The sequence below is a fragment of the Hyphomonas jannaschiana VP2 genome, assembly GCF_000685215.1.
In the GTDB taxonomy this organism is placed as follows: Bacteria; Pseudomonadota; Alphaproteobacteria; order Caulobacterales; family Hyphomonadaceae; genus Hyphomonas; species Hyphomonas jannaschiana.
Genome location: NZ_ARYJ01000001.1, coordinates 415,023 through 432,094, shown reverse-complemented (window position 1 = coordinate 432,094; position 17,072 = coordinate 415,023). Strand labels below are relative to the sequence as shown.

Below are 17,072 nucleotides of genomic sequence, written 5' to 3'. Positions count from 1 at the left end.
CCAGACATATTGCTCATGAACCGTTCGGGGCGGGACATCTCAACTCCCCACCCAAGACCCTCGTTTCGAACGGCGAAAATGGCCCGGCAAGCCGGAACACAGCGCCCGCCACCCATCAGGGCGCTCGGCACCGTCCCCCTCCCAAGCCAGATGGCTTGTCGGGCCTATTTCCTTCCATCTCCTGACTTCAGCATGATCATAACGGACCATGAGTGGCCCGAACGTGATCTGCGTATGTGCGTGCTGAACCGTTCCTGTTGCTTGCGGTCGGCAAGTCGACGGCGTGTCTCCGGCAAGTAAATCCGAGACTCCGCAAACTGGCCTTTGAGGCCCTGGGCAAATCCCGGGCGGGAAATATTAAAAACTCAGTAACTTTTCATCTGCCTGTGGATAACCGAGTCTGTTTCGGCATCGAGCTGATTCAAAAAGGAAATTCATCCGGCGCCCATACGATCCCACCCTGTTGTTCCGGTTTGTTCACTCTTCAGTCGCTTATTGTTCCTGTTCGATGCTGTTGTGGATATTTCGATTCCGGTCTGTGGCCCATTGAGGCCCACGTCTGCCCATGATACTCCAAATTAAGACATGGTTTACCCATGCGGGGTTTAGGCAAACGAAGAACGGGCTGGCGGGTGTTTGTATCCACCTATGAAAGTGCAATTGACGCTAAAGGGCGGGTCTCCATCCCGGCTCCCTTTCGCGCTGCGCTTGGTGGTGGAAACCGGATTTTCCTGTGGCCTGCCCTCGACGGATCCGGCTGTCTGGAAGGCGGCGGCGAAGCCCTGATGGCCATGTACCGCGCGACCCTGACCCGCCTGCCCCCGCAATCTCCGGTCCGCAAAGCACTCGTGTCCTCGATCATCGCCGGGTCTGCGGACCTGAAGATGGACGATACCGGCCGCATCAAGCTGACCGACGAGCTGATCGCTGCGGCCAGGCTGGACGGCCGTGTGAAGTTCGCCGGCAATATCGACAGCTTCCAGATCTGGAACCCCGAAAAGCACGCCGAATTTACCACGGCCATGGCCGAAACGGCTGCGAAACCCGAGACGCTGGAAGCGCTGGGCGAGGCCTATAATGAAGTGCTGCGCCAGCACGAAATGGGTCTCTACCCGGACCTCAAACTGGTTGAGGGAGGGGATGGATGATGACCACCAAACCCCGGCCTGAATCCCCCGCTTCCGGGCACAAGCCCGTCATGCTGGACGAGGTGCTCGCCGCCCTCGACATCAAGGATGGTGACAAGATCGTCGACGGCACGTTCGGCGGCGGCGGCTATACCCGCGCCATCCTGACGGCTGCGAAGTGCTCTGTTTTCGCCATCGACCGCGACCTCGATGCCATCATGCGGGCCGAGGCCCTTGCCGCCCAGACCGACCGCATTACCCCGCTACTGGGCCGGTTTGGCGAGATGGACGCCCTGGTTGAGGCCACCGGATGCGACACGGTTGATGCCGTGGTGCTGGATATTGGCGTCTCCAGTTTCCAGATCGACGAAGGCCATCGCGGCTTTTCCTTCAACAAGGACGGCCCGCTCGACATGCGCATGGGCGCTGCCGGTCCGACCGCGGCCGATGTCGTGAACCATATGGAAGAAGGCGATCTCGCCAATGTCATCTTCCGCCTCGGCGAAGAGAAGCAGGCGCGCCGGATCGCCCGCCAGATCGTCAATCGCCGCAAGGAGCAGCCCTTCGAAACCACGCTGGACCTCGCCCAGACGGTGGAGGCGGCTGTGGGCGGCCGGAAAGGCAGCCGGATTCACCCCGCCACGCTGACCTTCCAGGCGATCCGCATGTATGTGAACGACGAGCTGGGCGAACTGGCCCGGGCGCTCGTGGCCGCGGAAAAGCTGCTGAAGCCCGGCGGGCGTCTGGTCGTTGTGACGTTCCATTCCCTCGAAGACCGGATGGTGAAGCAGTGGCTTCGCAACCGGTCCGGCAAGAATGCCGGCGGTTCTCGCCACATGCCCCTGATGGCCAAAGGCCCGGAACCGACCTTCGAACTGCGCCCGAACAAGGCGATCCTGCCTCAGGATAAGGAAGTGGAAGGCAATCCACGTGCACGATCCGCAAAATTGCGGGCGGCGATCCGGACCGAGGCGCCTGCAATCGAGGAAGAGGCGGATGACGGCATGAACCTGCCCCCGCTTTCGAAACTGGAGGATGTGTCATGAGCCGCCGTGCATTCATTCTGGGTCTCGTCATTGTCGGATTGCTGGTGTTCAGCCTCTACCGGGCGAAATATGGCGCCAAGGATACGGCCGCTGAACTGATGGCGGTTGAGGCCCAGATCGAGGACGCCCGCCACGAAAAGGCGCTGCTGGAGACCGAACTCTCCCATATGAGCCGCCGCGAATGGATCGAGGAATATGCCCGCAACGAGCTGGGCATGGCGCCGCCGCGCCCGGAACAGATGGCCAATGAGCGTGATCTGGATGCGCTGGTCGGCCTGCCCGAAGACCCGGCTGCCGATGCGGCGCCCCGTTCCATGGAGGCGCCTGAATGACCGAGGCGTCGCGCCACCGGACACGGCTGGTCGGCCTCGGCCTCAGCGCGCTGTTTGTGGTGCTGGCCGGCAAGGCCGGCTACCTGGCGCTGTCGCCTGACCGCGATTCCGGCGGGTATGCTGCGCGCGCCGGGGAACAGATTGCCCGCGCCGACATTGTCGACCGCAATGGGGAACAGCTGGCAACTTCCGTCTCGGTCTATTCGCTGGTCGCCAACCCGCAGCTGATCTGGGACCCGCGTGAAGTGGCGACCCGACTTGCCGGTGTCCTGCCCGATCTCGATGCGGACAGTCTGACCAGCCGCCTGTCCGATCAGTCCAGAGAGTTTGTCTGGGTGAAGCGGGGCCTGACGCCCCGCCAGCGCCAGACCGTGTTCGACCTGGGCCTCGAAGGCCTTTGGTTCAAGGAAGAGATCAGCCGGGCCTATCCGCGCGGCACGCTGGCCGGACAGGTGCTGGGCTTCGTGAATATCGACGGCGTCGGCGCCGGCGGCATCGAGTTCAGCCAGAATGACCGCCTCGCTGCGGGCGGGGAGCCGCTGCGCCTGACCATCGACAATGGTGTGCAGGCAGCTGTCGAAGCCGAACTGGCCGCCTCTGCCGCCGCAGACGGGTTCGAAGGCGCTGCCGTCATCCTGCTGGAGGCGCGCACCGGTGAGGTCCGCGCCATGGCCAGCTGGCCGCCCTTCAATCCGAACCGGTCTTCCGACATCGCCATCGACGATCCGTCCCGCATGAACCGGGCGACAGGCGCGTTGTATGAACTGGGCTCCGTCTTCAAGCCTCTGACCGTTGCGGCCGCGCTCGAGGCCGGCGCGATCCGCCCGACCGACATGTTCGATGTCCACGATCCGATCGAGATGCGCGGTTACACGATCTCGGATCTGCACCCCATCGGCACGCGGGTGAATGTGACGACCATCATTGCCGAGAGCTCGAACATTGGCACGGTACACATCAACCAGAAACTGGGCCCGCGCCGCCAGCAGGACTTCCTGAAAAGGGCCGGCCTGCTCGACCGCTCGCCGGTGGAACTCGCCGGCAGTGCCGCGCCGATCCTGCCAGAACGCATGGACGACCTGACCGCTGCGACGATGGCCTATGGCCACGGCATCGCGGTGACGCCGATGACGTTCCTCTCTGCCTTTGCCGCCTTCGCCAATGGCGGGGAACGTGTGACGCCGACCCTGATCGTGGACGAGACCCGCAAGCCGCAGCCTGTCCGCGTCATGTCTGCGATCACGGCAGACCTCGTGAACGCCATGATGCGCGAAGCCGTGCTGACCGGAACGGGCAAGAATGCCGAAGTGGCGGGCTATCGCGTGGCAGGCAAGACGGGCACCGCCGAGAAGCCGGTGCCGGGCGGTTATGATGACGGACGCAATATCTCCAGCTTTGCGGCGATATTTCCCTATGACAGCCCGCAGTACGCCATGATTGTGACACTGGATGATCCCAAAGCCGGACCGGGAGGCTCTGTCGCTTCCCAGAATGCGGCGCCGACCGCAGGTCGCATCATAGAACGTGTCGCGCCGCTGCTCGGCATCGCCCCACGCTTTGAAGATCTCCGCCCTGCAGGTGACGGCTACCGCGCCCGATCGGATGAGAGGACTTCGCTGTGACCTGTAAACTCAAAGACCTGTTCCCGGACGCGCCCCATGGCGACATCGAGATCACCGGCATGACGGCTGACAGCCGCCGCGTGAAACCGGGCTATTTGTTCGCGGCCCTGAAGGGCAGCGTCACCGACGGGCGCCAGTTCATCCCGGACGCGATCGGGAAGGGCGCTGTGGCCATCCTGTCCGACGCCGGCGCCGAAGACGTGTCCGTCGCGCACATCATCGATGAAGAGCCGCGCCGCGCGCTCGCCCTGGCGGCCAAGCGTTTCTACAATTCCCAACCGGGCACTGTCGTGGCGGTGACGGGAACGAACGGCAAATCCTCGACAGTCGATTTCTGCCGCCAGATCTGGGCGCGCGCCGGATTGAAATCTGCCTCAATGGGCACGCTCGGCGCCATCGGTCCGGAAGGCCATATCGATGTCGGCCACACGACGCCGGATCCGGTGACCATCCATGAGACGCTGGCGGAGCTGACCCGGCAGGGCGTGACGCATTGTGCCATGGAGGCCTCCAGCCATGGCCTGGAGCAGCACCGCCTCGACGGGGTGGACCTGTCCGCCGTTGCCTTCCTGAACTTCACGCAGGACCATCTCGACTATCACCAGACGATGGAAGAATACCTGTCCGCCAAGCTGCGCCTCTTCCGCGAGCTTGGCCGTCCGGGCTTGCCGGCCATCGTCAATGCCGACTCCGAACAGTGCAATGATTTCGAGGCAGCTGCGCTCGGCAATCTGATGCCGATCGTCTCCTTCGGCTGGCGCGGTGAGGACCTCTGGATCGACGAGATCATGCCGCGTGCCACCGGGCAGGTGCTGAACCTGTTCTGGCGCGATGTGGAACAGAAGCCGCTGGAGCTGCCGCTGATCGGGGAGTTCCAGGCGCTGAACGCACTGGCAGCGGCGGCCATCTGCCTGTCGCTGGGCATGGAATTCGACCAGGTCGCAGACGGCCTGACACATCTGCAGCCGGTTAAAGGCCGGATGGAGTTTGTCGGCAAGACCGAAACCGGCGCTGCCGTGTTCGTCGACTATGCTCACACGCCGGACGGTCTGGACGTGCTACTGCGCGCCGTGCGCCCGCACACCGCCGGCAACCTGAAAGTCATCTTCGGCTGCGGCGGGGACCGCGATGCCCGCAAGCGTCCGCTGATGGGCGAGATTGCCGCCCGGCAGGCCGATGACGTGATCGTGACCGATGACAATCCGCGGACGGAAGACGCCGCCGGGATCCGCAAGCAGGTGCTCGCCGGGTGTCCGGGCGCTCGCGAGATCGGCGATCGCGGCGAAGCGATCCGCACTGTCATCGCGGAGCTCAAGAAAGGCGACACGCTGGTCATCGCCGGCAAGGGCCACGAGACCGGGCAGATCATCGGCAAGGAAGTCCATCCTTTTTCCGACCAGGACACGGCGCGTGACGCGCTGGGAGCGGGGCGTGCATGACGAAGCCACTCTGGACCTCCGACGACATCACTCTTGCCACCGGCGGCGTGGCAACCGCGCCGTTCACGGTGACCGGCACGGTCTCGATCGACACGCGGTCGCTGGAACGGGGTGACCTGTTCGTTGCGCTGAAAGACCAGCGCGATGGCCATGACTTCGTCGAAGCCGCTTTCGAGGCAGGTGCCGCCGGCGCGCTCGTCTCCCGCAAGAAAGGGGACGGCCCGCAGGTCGTTGCCGAGGACACGCTGACTGCGCTGGAGCAGCTCGGCGTCGCCGCCCGCGCGCGGTGTGGCGCGCATCGTACTGCCATCACCGGTTCTGCCGGCAAGACCAGCGTCAAGGAAATGCTGGCACGCATCTATCGCGCGCTCGGCCCGGCGCACTGGAGCACGAAGAGTTTCAACAATCACTGGGGCGTGCCGCTGACACTGGCCCGCATGCCGGAAGAGACCGAACGGGCCGTGTTCGAGATCGGCATGTCGACGCCGGGCGAGATTGCCCCGCGCAGCCGTATGGTCCGCCCGCATACGGGCCTCATCACCTGTATCGCCGGGGCGCACCTCGAAGGTCTGGGCAGCCTGGAAGTCATCGCGCGCGAGAAAGCCGATATTTTTGCGGGTCTTGAGGCAGGCGGCACCTTCATCCTGCCGGCGGACGATACGTTCTTTGAATATCTCGCAGACCGGGCGCGGACCCTTTGCCCGACCGGCAATCTCGAAACCTTCGGTCATGCCAAGGACGCAACGGCCCGTATCGTCGGTTACGAGACGGACGGCACGGCGAGCCGGATTCAGGTGGATGTCGTCGGCAAGCCGGTTCTCGTCACTGTGAATGCCGTGGGTGAGCACTGGGCCATGAATGTCGCCGCCGCCCTGCTGGCCGCGACGCAGAGTGGCGCAGCCGTTGCCGATTGCGCCGAGGCCCTGTCGGGCTATGCCCCGCCGCCCGGACGCGGCACGGCCGAGCGCCTCGCCCTGCCCGGCGGCGGCAGCTTTACGCTGATTGATGACGCCTACAACGCCAATCCGGGCTCCATGCGGGCCGCGCTTTCCTCATTGAAACAACGCGGTGCTGGCCGCCGGCTCGTGGCGCTGGGCGAAATGCTGGAAATCGGCGAAAGATCGGATGCGGAACATGCCGGCCTGGCGGAGGCCGTTGTGGCGACCGGCGCCGAAGGGGTTTTCCTGGCGGGAGACAATATGACTCACCTGGCCGAGGCGCTGCCCTCAGACCTCCAGCAGGTATGGGCACCCAGGGCCGACGAACTTTTTAATGCACTGGAAAATGCACTCCGGGATGGCGACGTGGTCTTGATCAAAGGCTCGAATGCATCCGGGATGGGAAGACTAGCAGACCGTCTGCGCCAATGGAGCGCGGCGGCGGACATGGGCAAGATGGTAAGCGGCACAGAAGGTGCTGCAGGGGTCAGTTGATGCTGTACGAATGGCTCGCCGCTGACAGCGGCATCCTGAACGTTCTCAACTACATCACCTTCCGCACGGGTGCGGCCGTCGTGACGGCATTCCTCGTGACGGTGGTGTTCGGGGACGCCATCATCAATTTCCTGCGCGCCCGTCAGGGCAAGGGCCAGCCGATCCGTGACCTTTCGCTGGAGCAGCAGCTGGAAAAGCGCGGTACACCGACCATGGGCGGCTTCCTGATCTGGCTCGGCCTGGTCGTCGGCGTCCTGCTCTGGGCAAACCTGCACAATCCCTACATCTGGGTCACCCTGTTCGTGACCGTGTCCTACGCTTTCCTCGGCTTCCTGGACGACTATGCCAAAGTGACCAAGCAGACCGATGCGGGCGTCTCAGCCAAGGTACGCCTGCTGGCGGGCTTTGGCATCGCCGCGCTCGCTTGCGCCTTCATCATGGGGCTCCATGGGGCGCATACTCCTGAAGGCCATGCAGAGTGGGGCGCGCTGAACGGGCTGGCTGAGAAGATCGCCGCCTTTGCCCCGCAAACCAGCGTGACGCCGGCCGATCCGGATTTCTCGGGCGGCGTCGCGGTGCCTTTCGTCAACAACTACTTCCTGCCGCTTGGCATGTTCTTCATCCTGTTCGGCATGATCGTTATCGTCGGCAGCGCCAATGCGGTGAACTTCACTGATGGCCTCGACGGCCTCGCCATCGTGCCGATGATGTTTGCGGCCGCCTCCTATGCGATGATTGCCTACCTGACCGGTAACTTCGTCTTTGCCGAGTATCTCGGCATCCAGTTCGCACCGGGGGCAGGGGAGCTGGCCGTGCTGCTCGGTGCCATGATGGGCGCTGGCATGGGCTTCCTCTGGTACAATGCCTATCCGGCGAAAGTCTTCATGGGTGATACCGGCTCGCTCGGTCTCGGCGGCATGCTGGGTGTCGTGGCTGTGGCGACCAAACACGAGTTCGCCCTGGTCATCATCGGCGGCCTGTTCGTGATCGAGGCGCTGTCCGTGATCATGCAGGTCAGCTGGTTCAAGCTGACCCGGCGCCTGACCGGTGAAGGCAAGCGCATTTTCCTGATGGCGCCGCTGCACCATCACTTCCAGAAACAGAACTGGCCGGAGACCCGCGTCGTCGTCCGCTTCTGGATCCTGTCCGTCCTGTTCGCCCTTGCGGGCCTTGCAACCCTGAAGCTGAGGTGAGCGAGCGCGCATGATCCCGATCACGGAATACGCAGGAAGGGATGTTGCGGTGTTCGGCCTTGGCCGCACCGGCCTTTCCGCTGCCAAGGCCCTGAAGGCCGGCGGCGCGCGTGTTCATGCGTGGGATGACAATGAAGACACCCGCCGCAAGGCGGAGGCAGCCGGGCTAACCCTGTCCGACATCAACAAGCGCGACTGGCAGACCTTCGCCGCGCTGGTCCTGTCGCCGGGCATTCCCTACAAATTCCCGCAACCGCACCGGATCGTGCGCATGGCGGAAATGACCGGTGTGCCGGTCGTCGGTGACATGGAACTGTTCGCCCGCGCCGTGCAGAGCCTGCCGGAGCGCGGCCGCCCGAAGATTGTCGGCATCACCGGCACGAACGGCAAGTCGACGACGACCGCCCTGATCGGACATATCCTGAAACATGCCGGCCGCGATGCCCGGATCGGCGGGAATATCGGCACGGGCGTGCTGGACCTCGCCGCCCTGCATGCCAATGCGATCTATGTGCTGGAGCTCAGCTCCTACCAGCTGGACCTTGTGAAAAGCCTGCACTGCAATGTGGCTGTCTTTCTGAATATCAGCCCGGACCATCTGGACCGCCATGGTGGCATGGAAGGCTACCAGGCCGCAAAGATGCGCATCTTCCAGAACCAGACCGAGCGTGACACCGCCGTGGTCGGCTTTGATGATGTGATCTCACAGTCCATCGCCATCGGCCTCGCGGCACGTGGACCTGCGCGTGTGGTCCAGGCTTCGTCCAGCTATGCGCTGGGCCGCGGCGTAAGCGCCGTAGACGGACGGCTCTATGATTCCAATAGCGGCAATGCTGCCTTCATCGGCAATCTTGCTGAGTGTGCCGCGTTGCCCGGCAAACACAATCACCAGAATGCGGTTGCGGCCTATGCCGCCTGCCGGGCGCTCGGCCTCGATCCGCAGACCATCATGGAAGGCCTCAGAACCTTCCCGGGCCTCGCGCACCGCATGGAGCGCGTCGGCGAGATTGAAGGCGTGCGCTTCATCAACGACTCCAAGGCCACCAATGCGCAGGCCGCAGAGCAGGCGCTGAAGTCTTACGACAACATCTACTGGATCGCTGGCGGCGTGCCGAAATCCGACGGTATCGGCCCGCTAGCGTCCTACTTCCCGCGCATCAACAAAGCCTATCTGATCGGCGAGGCGGAGGAAGCCTTCACCGCCACGCTGAAGGGCAAGGTGCCGACCCAGGGCTGCGGAACCCTGGAAAATGCCGTGAAAGCGGCTTTCCGTGACGCCAGAAACGCCGGAATCGACAATCCGGTCATTCTTCTTTCACCAGCCTGTGCGAGCTTTGACCAGTTCCGCGATTTTGAGCATCGGGGCGATACGTTCCGGTCGATCGTGGAGGCGATGATGCCCACAGAGCTGAGGGAACTGGCTTGAGCTATACAGCCACAGCGCCATTTCTTGCCCGGTCAGATACGTCCTGGTTCACGGAATGGCGGCGCACAGTCGATTGGGGCCTCCTGGCGGGGGCATTCTTCCTGATGGCGATCGGCCTTCTGATGTCGCTGGCGGCTGGCCCAAGCGCAGCGGCGCGCATCGGTTATGACAACCCGTATTTCTTCCCCATGCGCCAGTCGATGTTCGCGGCGGCAGGCGTGATCCTGCTGCTGGGCACCAGCATGCTGGACCGGGCCTGGGCGAGGCGCTTTGCGGCGGTGCTGCTGCTCGGCTGTATCGGCCTGATGGTCTACATCCTCGTCGGCGGCGGGCATGAGGCAAAGGGCGCGCATCGCTGGATCCGGATTGCCGGCTTTTCCCTGCAGCCGTCCGAGGCGGCCAAGCCAGCGCTGATCGTCATGTCCGGCTGGCTGCTGGCGCAGCGGGAGCTCTATCCGAACCGGATTTGGGAAACTGTGGCGTTCATCTTCTTTGCGGTCACTGTGGGCCTGTTCCTGTTGCAGCCGGATGTCGGCCAGTCCTTCCTGCTGACGGCGGCCTTTATCGTCACCTTCTTTGTCAGCGGCCTGCCCTGGCGCTGGGGCGCGGCCTTTGCCGGGGGCGGAGTTGCCTTGGGCGGCCTGCTCTATGCGCTGCTGCCGCACGTGCGCGACCGGATCCGCGGCTTTGCCAATGTCCAGCATGGCGACCACTCGCAGATTGACCGTGCGGCGGAAGCCATCGGGCGCGGCGGCCTGTTTGGCGTCGGTCCGGGGGAAGGGCTGGTCAAGGCGCGCCTGCCTGATGCGCACACGGATTTTATCTTCGCCGTCATGGCCGAGGAGTTCGGCCTTATCGCCGCAATTGTGCTGCTGGCGGCCTTCGCGCTGATGATCCTGCGCGGCTTCCGGGCTTCGGCGCGGGTGGAGGATGGTTATGCCCGGGCGGCAAGTGCCGGACTTTTCACGCTTTTCGGTCTTCAGGCTGCCATAAACCTGGCGGTAAATCTGGCCCTGATCCCGCCGAAAGGGATGACACTGCCATTTGTCTCCTATGGTGGTTCATCCATGCTCGGCACGGCATTGACTCTGGGCCTTGCGCTGGCACTTGTGCGCGGACAAGGTACGCGCACAAGGGGCCGGTATGGCTGACGAGACAAACGAAGAACCGGGCGGAAAGCTGGTCATTATCGCAGCTGGCGGCACCGGCGGGCACATGTTCCCGGCGCGGGCCTTTGCCGATGAGATGCGGCGGCGGGGCTGGCGCGTCGGCCTGATCTCCGACAGCCGAGGCCTCCACTATGCCAGCGACTTTCCGGCCGAATGGAAGGAGGAAGTGTTTGCCGCGTCCCCCAACTTCCGCAAACCGTGGACCCTGCCGGGCGCTTTCCTGAAAATCCAGGCCGGTATCGGGATGGCCAAGCGGATCATGAAGGAAAAGCAGCCTGCGCTCGTCGCCGGTTTCGGCGGCTATCCGGCCTTCCCGGCTTTGGCGGCTGCGAAAGCGCGTAAGGTGCCGATCCTGATCCATGAACAGAATTCCGTCCTTGGCCGCGTGAACCGCAACATGGCACCAAATGCCGTCGTGATTGCCAGCGGCTTTGACCGGCTGGACCGGCTGCCCAAAGGCAAGCCGCACAAGGCGGTCGGCAATCCGGTCCGCGCGCCGATTCTGGCCGTGAGGGACCAGCCGTATCCGCCTACGGACGGCAAGCTGACCATTCTCGTCACCGGCGGCAGTCAGGGCTCGCAGATCATTGGCGAGAGTGTTCCGCTGGCGATTGCCAATCACATCCCCGCGCCGCTGCGTGCCCGCCTGAAAGTGATCCAGCAGGTGCGGGCCGAACAGCTGGAGAAGGTAAAAGCCATTTACGACAAGGTCATGGTCGAGGCAGAGCTGGCACCGTTCTTTTCCGATATGCCGGAGAAGCTCGCCGCGGCCCATCTCGTCATCGCGAGGAGCGGGGCAGGGACCGTCAGCGAGCTCGCCGCTGTCGGCCGGCCCTCTATTCTCATCCCGCTCGCCATTGCCATGGACGACCACCAGGCCGCCAATGCCGAGGCGCTGACCGATGTGGGCGCGGCCGACATGATTCTTGAGGCAAACCTCTATCCCGCATTGCTGGGCGAGTTGATCGCCGCGCGCCTGTCAGACGCGGACGAACTGAAACAACGCGCCGAAGCTGCGAAGAACTCTGCCAAGGTGACTGCGGCAGGAGACCTTGCCGACCTGGCCGAAGCCGTGGCCCTGCACTGAGGTCTCGACCGGCACCCCGACTTGGCGCAGCATGACACACACCAGACCCCGGAGACCTTAGAAAATGGCTTCCCCCACACCTTTTGATCTTGGCCCGGCCCATATCGTCGGCATTGGCGGTATCGGCATGTCGGGCATCGCCGATGTGATGATCACGATGGGCTATGATGTGCAGGGCTCCGACATCAAGGATTCCGACAATATCGAACGCCTGCGCCAGCGCGGGGCGAAAGTGTTCATCGGGCACAAGGCGGAGAACGTCAAAGGCGCCGGGACGGTGATCATTTCCTCCGCGATCAAGGGCGACAACCCGGAAGTCGCGGCTGCCCGCGCCGCAGGTATTCCGGTGGTGCGCCGTGCGAACATGCTGGCCGAGATCACGCGCCTTAAATACACGGTCTGCGTGGCGGGTACCCATGGCAAGACGACGACGACCTCCATGGTCGCGGCCCTGCTGGATGGGTCGGGGATCGATCCGACCGTTATCAATGGCGGGATCATCCATGCCTATGGTTCGAACTACAAGGCGGGCGAAAGTGACTGGATGGTCGTTGAGAGCGACGAGAGCGACGGCACGTTTGCAAAGCTGCACCCGACCTGCGCCATCGTCACCAATATCGACCCGGAGCATATGGACCATTACGGCTCCATGGAAAAGTTGCGCGAAGCCTTCGACATTTTCGTCGAGAACCTGCCTTTCTATGGCTTCGCCGTGCTGTGTACGGATCACCCGGAAGTGCAGGCGCTCGCCGCGCGTGTGACAGACCGCCGCCGGATCACCTATGGCTTCAACCGGCAAGCTGACATCCGCGCCGTAAATCTGGAAACCGATCTGGCGGGCGCGCACTTCGATGTGGCCCTGCGCCGGCCGGGATCGGCGATGCCGCGCATGATCGAAGGCCTGACCCTGCCCATGGCAGGTGAGCACAATGTCCAGAACGCGCTCGCGGCGATTGCCGTGGCGCTGGAGCTTGGCGCGACAGATGAGCAGATCCGGAACGCGCTGATCAGTTTCGGCGGCGTGAAGCGCCGGTTCACATCGGTCGGGGAGTGGACACCTGTTGAGGGCGAGGCCCCGGTCCGCATCATCGACGATTACGGCCACCATCCGGTGGAGATCACCGCTGTGCTGAAAGCGGCCCGGGCCATGCAGGGGCAGGGCCAGCTGATCGCCGTCTGCCAGCCGCACCGCTACACACGCCTGCGGGATCTGTTCGAGGAATTCTCGCGCTGTTTCGATCAGGCGGACGAAGTGCTGGTTGCGCCGGTCTATGAGGCAGGGGAGAGCCCGATTGAGGGGTTCGATGCGGAATCGCTGGTTGCTTCCATCCGGCGGCATGGCCATCGGACCGTCTCTCTGCTCGATTCCCTCGACAGTCTGCCAGAGATTATCCGGTCGCATGCCCAGCCAGGGGCCATGGTCGTCTGCCTCGGGGCAGGGGACATCACCCGCTATGCCGGAGAGCTTGCTTCGAAGCTCGATTCTGCAGGCTGACCTCGCGGCAGGTACAGCTGCCGGACACTTCCCCTTTGGCCTGCGATGTCGCAGGCTGGACAAAACCGCCCGGCAAGAGGCGGCATATGGCCATGGGAGTGAGAATACATGAGTGACACGCAGGTTGTCGGACCGGCGGTTGCGGTCCCCGGATCCGAAACGACGCACGCCGATGGCGGACCGTTCGGTATCAAAGGGCTGGCCTGGGCAGTCTTCGAAGGGGCGCGCAATCCCTATTACAACCTGATCGTCATTTATGTGTTCGCGCCCTATTTCGCAAAAGAGCTGGCTGGCGGCGGGGAGCATGGGCTCAGCCTGTCGGGCCTGACGATCACGCTGGCGGGCATCGCGACGGCCCTGACGGCACCCTTCCTGGGTGTCATCGCAGACAAGGCCGGACGGCGGAAGCCACCGATCGCCTTCTTCATGTCGCTCATGTTCGTGTGTTCATTCAGTCTGTGGTGGGCCCGCCCGGACGGACCGCTGACGATGTGGCCAACCATGGGCGTGCTGGCGGTGGCCTATTGCTGCTATGGCTATTCCGAAGTGCTGCACAATGCGATGCTGCCGAATGCAGGGCGGCCAAGTGCCTTGCCTTACATCTCCGGTCTCGGCCTTTCGATGGGCAACATTCTGAGTGTCGGGATCCTCATTTTCTTCCTGTTCGGTCTGCTTCTGCCCGGTTCCGGGCTGCCGTTTGCACCGGCTGAGCAGGTGATCAAGCTGGATCGCGAAACCTTTGCGCCGGAACGTTTTTCCGGGCCCTTTGTGGCTGTCTGGATGGCCGTCCTTCTGATCCCGTTTTTCATTTTCATGCCAGATGGCATCAAGGGTGGCCGAAGCATGACCTGGAAACAGGCTGCGGCGGATGTTTTCCGCGGGGAAGACCGCCATTCCGGCAAGGCCCAGAACCCGGCTGACCGGATCAGGGTGCTGTTCGGTTATCTCAAGGGACTGTTCAAGGAACACCCGCAGACCATGCGGTTCCTGATTGCCCGGACGATCTATGCAGATGCGATGTCGGCGCTGCTGACACTTGGCGCGGTCTATGCGGGGACTTTCCTTGGCTGGAGCGGGGTGGAGATCCTGTTCTTTGGCATCACAGGTGTTCTCTTCGGTGCGGTCGGTGGATTCGTGGGCGGTTACCTCGACCGCCTGCTCGGGCCAAAGCTTGCCCTGGTCTGGGAGATCTCGGCGCTGGTCATCCTGCTGCTGGCCCAGCTTTCGATTACGCCTGACGCGCTGTTCTTTGGGCTGATGCCTGCCAACACGCCGGTATGGGACAGCCCGTTCTTTAGTACGCTTTCCGACATTGCTTACTTCCTGTTCGTGATCCCGGTCGCAATCGCTGTGGTCGCGTCTATTTCCTCCAGCCGCTACATGCTGGTGCACATCGCCCCGCGCGACCGGATCGGGGAGTTCTTCGGTCTGTACGCGATTGCAGGCACGGTGACGGTCTGGATGGGACCAGGCATCGTCAGCCTGCTCACATGGGTGACCGGAAACCAGCGGATCGGCATGGGTGGTATCGGCTTCATGTTCCTGGCTGGATTGATCATCCTCTGGAAAGTTCATGCGCCGAAACGCGGCTTTGATGCATAGCTGAATGTAAAGAAGGCCAGCCTCCTGAGAGGCTGGCCTTCCGGTAAATGCTCCTGGGAGAGGAGTTGGTTCAGCTGGTGGGGCCGAAGGGGTTGGAACCTGCGCCCGCCGTTGATACGCGTGCAATTTCGGACACGCGCCGGGGCCGCAGATAGAATTTGTCGCTAATCGTTTTCGACGTCGAAATGATGTAACCGAACTCGCTCACATACTCATAGCTGACCTCAGCCATAATGATGGAGCCAGGGGAGGGCATGATGCCGTCTGGCAGCGTCACGGTCGTCCCTTTGGTATATGCGGTCATGTTGTGAGCATCTGACCAGGTGACTTTTGGATTGCCGTCACCGCTGTCGACAATGCTGGTAATACGCATCTGAGCCGAGTCAGCTTCATAGGGGTACATCAGCACTTTGGCGGCGGCGAACATTTCCGCCATGTCGGAATCGGTCACCGTGGAGAGGCGCGCCGTGAGGTCGCCCAGGCTGGCGCTGGTCTGGGTAACCCGGCGGTCCACCTCCATCAGCAGGCTGAGTTCGATCGCACCGAGGTACAGAATGATCAGCAGTGGCGCAATCAGAGCAAACTCGACCGCGGAAATGCCCTGTTCATTATACCGCAAGCCACGGATACCGCGCCATTTCAGACGGGGATTGAGGCGGGAGAGAAGCGTTTTCCTGGACATGGATCAGTCTCCGAATGGCTCGTTCCGGAAGACGGTGCTGGCCTGAATCATGTGCTTGCCGTTCGCCATGTTGGCCAGCGGTGCGGACATGATCGGGGTCACCAGGCTCCATTCGTAATAGACGCGGACGGCAACAATGTCGTTGGAGCCGCCGGGCTGAAAGTCGAAGCTGCTGTCATCAAAGTTCCCGTCGGCATCGAGCGGGGAACCGAGATCAGCCGAGCTGAAATTGCTGAGGCGTTTCACATCAATATGGAGGTTTGAATCACACCCCATCAGGCCGAACATCTTGTCACAGACGGAGTTGCGGAACTCGACCTTGGAAAACCCGGCTTCCTGTGCCTGACCAGTACGGATCTCACGGGAAGAATCCGACACTGCGTGTTCCAGCACGGTCGACATGATGAAGATCAGGCAGATTTCCATCAGGCCGAAAATAATGAAGAAGAAGGGCGCCGCGATCAGCGCAAATTCCACCGCGGTCTGGCCGCGGCGCTCAGTAGCCCACTCTGCAAGCTTTCGTTGCAGTCTGGATGTCAGAATTCCTGCGGTTGGCGAACGCATCCCAAACCCCTCTATCAGAGCCGCTCAGTCTTATGCGTATCAGACTTGGGTTTGCCGCTCGTTTCCGGGGTCGGGTAAATTTGATCGAATTCAGATCGGATGTTCTAACCCACCCCGGCAGGCGCTTTGTCAGTCAGCGTCTGTGAGAGACTGCATGCCCCGCTGCTGCTGCATCAGGCCATTGAAGTACTGAGGATCATCACCAGGGCTGACGACCGATCGGCAGGCGGGGGCACAGTCATACGTATAGTTGGCGCCGCTGCGGTTTACCGTGACGAGATTGGACGAGTTCACCGTGACGACCACTTCCGTGTTCACGAGCTGGTTTCCGGCCCGGTCGAAGACCATCAGATTGGTGGTTCCGAAAGATTTGCCCGTGATGAAGATCATGTGCTCGTCATGAACGGCGACGTCTGCGATGTTCCGGTTGCCCAGGACAACGCTTGCGGCGCTCCCTTTCAGTTTGAGCGGGACAGTCTTGTTGGCCTCGACGGTCAGCGGCTCAGCGATTGCTGGCAGGACCATCAGGCTGGCGGCCAGGCCAAAAGCACACATGCGTGCGGAATTTCTCATGTCCGGTCACTCCAGGAATTATTTCTCGCAATTTGTCTGAAGAAAGTTTCACGAGTGCTAACCGGTAAAAGGCTCGCTTTTCGGGCGCGTATATGTATATAAGGAATCCACACCCGGCCGCAGGGGCCGAACCTGTCCGCATCCGGATTCAGGTAGTAAACAAATCCCTGTAACCCCTTCATGGAATTTCTGTTTCTCTCAACTCGATGTGAACAATAATCGCGTAGGGTTCGAACTGTTCCGGCACACAAATGAGAACCGGGGCGCTAACAAATGCATGAT

Annotated in this window: 15 protein-coding genes; 12 read left to right on the top strand and 3 right to left on the bottom strand. The window is 62.5% G+C overall.

Going from position 1 to position 17,072, the window contains the following annotated elements; translation table 11 throughout:
• Positions 1 to 632: 632 nt before the first annotated feature.
• From HJA_RS02105 to HJA_RS02050, 12 genes are all read left to right on the top strand, one after another.
• On the top strand, positions 633 to 1,148 hold the full coding sequence (locus tag HJA_RS02105; RefSeq protein ID WP_051597257.1) for a division/cell wall cluster transcriptional repressor MraZ: 516 nt from the start codon (positions 633 to 635) through the stop codon (positions 1,146 to 1,148).
• Positions 1,145 to 2,173, top strand: a complete 1,029-nt coding sequence (gene rsmH / locus HJA_RS02100; RefSeq protein WP_241764274.1) for a 16S rRNA (cytosine(1402)-N(4))-methyltransferase RsmH — start codon at positions 1,145 to 1,147, stop codon at positions 2,171 to 2,173. The genes HJA_RS02105 and rsmH overlap by 4 nt, the downstream gene beginning before the upstream one ends.
• Positions 2,170 to 2,505: a cell division protein FtsL gene (ftsL, locus tag HJA_RS02095; RefSeq protein ID WP_051597256.1), complete on the top strand. Its 336-nt coding sequence runs from the start codon at positions 2,170 to 2,172 to the stop codon at positions 2,503 to 2,505. The genes rsmH and ftsL overlap by 4 nt, the downstream gene beginning before the upstream one ends.
• Positions 2,502 to 4,127: a peptidoglycan D,D-transpeptidase FtsI family protein gene (locus HJA_RS02090; RefSeq protein WP_035577515.1), complete on the top strand. Its 1,626-nt coding sequence runs from the start codon at positions 2,502 to 2,504 to the stop codon at positions 4,125 to 4,127. The genes ftsL and HJA_RS02090 overlap by 4 nt, the downstream gene beginning before the upstream one ends.
• Complete coding sequence (locus HJA_RS02085) at positions 4,124 to 5,566, top strand: UDP-N-acetylmuramoyl-L-alanyl-D-glutamate--2,6-diaminopimelate ligase (protein ID WP_051597255.1); 1,443 nt, start codon at positions 4,124 to 4,126, stop codon at positions 5,564 to 5,566. The genes HJA_RS02090 and HJA_RS02085 overlap by 4 nt, the downstream gene beginning before the upstream one ends.
• Entirely contained in the window at positions 5,563 to 6,999 is a 1,437-nt protein-coding gene (locus HJA_RS02080) for a UDP-N-acetylmuramoyl-tripeptide--D-alanyl-D-alanine ligase (RefSeq protein ID WP_035577513.1), read from the top strand. Before HJA_RS02085 ends, HJA_RS02080 begins: the two co-directional genes overlap by 4 nt.
• Positions 6,999 to 8,192, top strand: coding sequence for a phospho-N-acetylmuramoyl-pentapeptide-transferase (mraY, locus tag HJA_RS02075; protein ID WP_035577511.1), 1,194 nt, complete (start codon positions 6,999 to 7,001; stop codon positions 8,190 to 8,192). The genes HJA_RS02080 and mraY overlap by 1 nt, the downstream gene beginning before the upstream one ends.
• A gap of 10 nt (positions 8,193 to 8,202) precedes the next feature.
• On the top strand, positions 8,203 to 9,618 hold the full coding sequence (murD, locus tag HJA_RS02070; protein ID WP_035577509.1) for a UDP-N-acetylmuramoyl-L-alanine--D-glutamate ligase: 1,416 nt from the start codon (positions 8,203 to 8,205) through the stop codon (positions 9,616 to 9,618).
• Complete coding sequence (locus tag HJA_RS02065; protein ID WP_035577506.1) at positions 9,615 to 10,769, top strand: FtsW/RodA/SpoVE family cell cycle protein; 1,155 nt, start codon at positions 9,615 to 9,617, stop codon at positions 10,767 to 10,769. The genes murD and HJA_RS02065 overlap by 4 nt, the downstream gene beginning before the upstream one ends.
• On the top strand, positions 10,762 to 11,874 hold the full coding sequence (murG, locus tag HJA_RS02060) for an undecaprenyldiphospho-muramoylpentapeptide beta-N-acetylglucosaminyltransferase (protein ID WP_035577504.1): 1,113 nt from the start codon (positions 10,762 to 10,764) through the stop codon (positions 11,872 to 11,874). The genes HJA_RS02065 and murG overlap by 8 nt, the downstream gene beginning before the upstream one ends.
• 64 nt (positions 11,875 to 11,938) lie before the next feature.
• The gene (murC, locus tag HJA_RS02055) at positions 11,939 to 13,369 is read left to right on the top strand and encodes a UDP-N-acetylmuramate--L-alanine ligase (protein WP_035577502.1); all 1,431 of its coding nucleotides are present in this window, start codon (positions 11,939 to 11,941) and stop codon (positions 13,367 to 13,369) included.
• A gap of 108 nt (positions 13,370 to 13,477) precedes the next feature.
• Positions 13,478 to 14,971 (top strand): MFS transporter, encoded by a 1,494-nt coding sequence (locus HJA_RS02050; RefSeq protein ID WP_035577499.1) that lies wholly within the window; start codon positions 13,478 to 13,480, stop codon positions 14,969 to 14,971.
• A 70-nt stretch (positions 14,972 to 15,041) separates the two neighbouring features.
• Here HJA_RS02050 and HJA_RS02045 read toward each other — a convergent pair whose 3' ends face one another.
• From HJA_RS02045 to HJA_RS02035, 3 genes are all read right to left on the bottom strand, one after another.
• On the bottom strand, positions 15,042 to 15,653 hold the full coding sequence (locus HJA_RS02045) for a TadE/TadG family type IV pilus assembly protein (RefSeq protein ID WP_051597254.1): 612 nt from the start codon (positions 15,651 to 15,653) through the stop codon (positions 15,042 to 15,044).
• Between the two features lie 3 nt (positions 15,654 to 15,656).
• The gene (locus HJA_RS02040; RefSeq protein WP_035577497.1) at positions 15,657 to 16,217 is read right to left on the bottom strand and encodes a TadE/TadG family type IV pilus assembly protein; all 561 of its coding nucleotides are present in this window, start codon (positions 16,215 to 16,217) and stop codon (positions 15,657 to 15,659) included.
• A 129-nt stretch (positions 16,218 to 16,346) separates the two neighbouring features.
• Positions 16,347 to 16,790 (bottom strand): pilus assembly protein N-terminal domain-containing protein, encoded by a 444-nt coding sequence (locus tag HJA_RS02035; protein ID WP_081814467.1) that lies wholly within the window; start codon positions 16,788 to 16,790, stop codon positions 16,347 to 16,349.
• Positions 16,791 to 17,072: the final 282 nt, after the last annotated feature.

What these genes read in the sequence shown, in the direction of transcription:
- rsmH (WP_241764274.1), top strand. Translation starts at nt 1,145, where the DNA reads ATGATGACCACCAAACCCCGGCCTGAATCCCCCGCTTCCGGGCACAAG.
- ftsL (WP_051597256.1), top strand. Translation starts at nt 2,170, where the DNA reads ATGAGCCGCCGTGCATTCATTCTGGGTCTCGTCATTGTCGGATTGCTG.
- HJA_RS02090 (WP_035577515.1), top strand. Translation starts at nt 2,502, where the DNA reads ATGACCGAGGCGTCGCGCCACCGGACACGGCTGGTCGGCCTCGGCCTC.
- HJA_RS02080 (WP_035577513.1), top strand. Translation starts at nt 5,563, where the DNA reads ATGACGAAGCCACTCTGGACCTCCGACGACATCACTCTTGCCACCGGC.
- mraY (WP_035577511.1), top strand. Translation starts at nt 6,999, where the DNA reads ATGCTGTACGAATGGCTCGCCGCTGACAGCGGCATCCTGAACGTTCTC.
- murD (WP_035577509.1), top strand. Translation starts at nt 8,203, where the DNA reads ATGATCCCGATCACGGAATACGCAGGAAGGGATGTTGCGGTGTTCGGC.
- murG (WP_035577504.1), top strand. Translation starts at nt 10,762, where the DNA reads ATGGCTGACGAGACAAACGAAGAACCGGGCGGAAAGCTGGTCATTATC.
- murC (WP_035577502.1), top strand. Translation starts at nt 11,939, where the DNA reads ATGGCTTCCCCCACACCTTTTGATCTTGGCCCGGCCCATATCGTCGGC.
- HJA_RS02050 (WP_035577499.1), top strand. Translation starts at nt 13,478, where the DNA reads ATGAGTGACACGCAGGTTGTCGGACCGGCGGTTGCGGTCCCCGGATCC.
- HJA_RS02045 (WP_051597254.1), bottom strand. Translation starts at nt 15,653, where the DNA reads ATGTCCAGGAAAACGCTTCTCTCCCGCCTCAATCCCCGTCTGAAATGG.
- HJA_RS02040 (WP_035577497.1), bottom strand. Translation starts at nt 16,217, where the DNA reads ATGCGTTCGCCAACCGCAGGAATTCTGACATCCAGACTGCAACGAAAG.
- HJA_RS02035 (WP_081814467.1), bottom strand. Translation starts at nt 16,790, where the DNA reads ATGAGAAATTCCGCACGCATGTGTGCTTTTGGCCTGGCCGCCAGCCTG.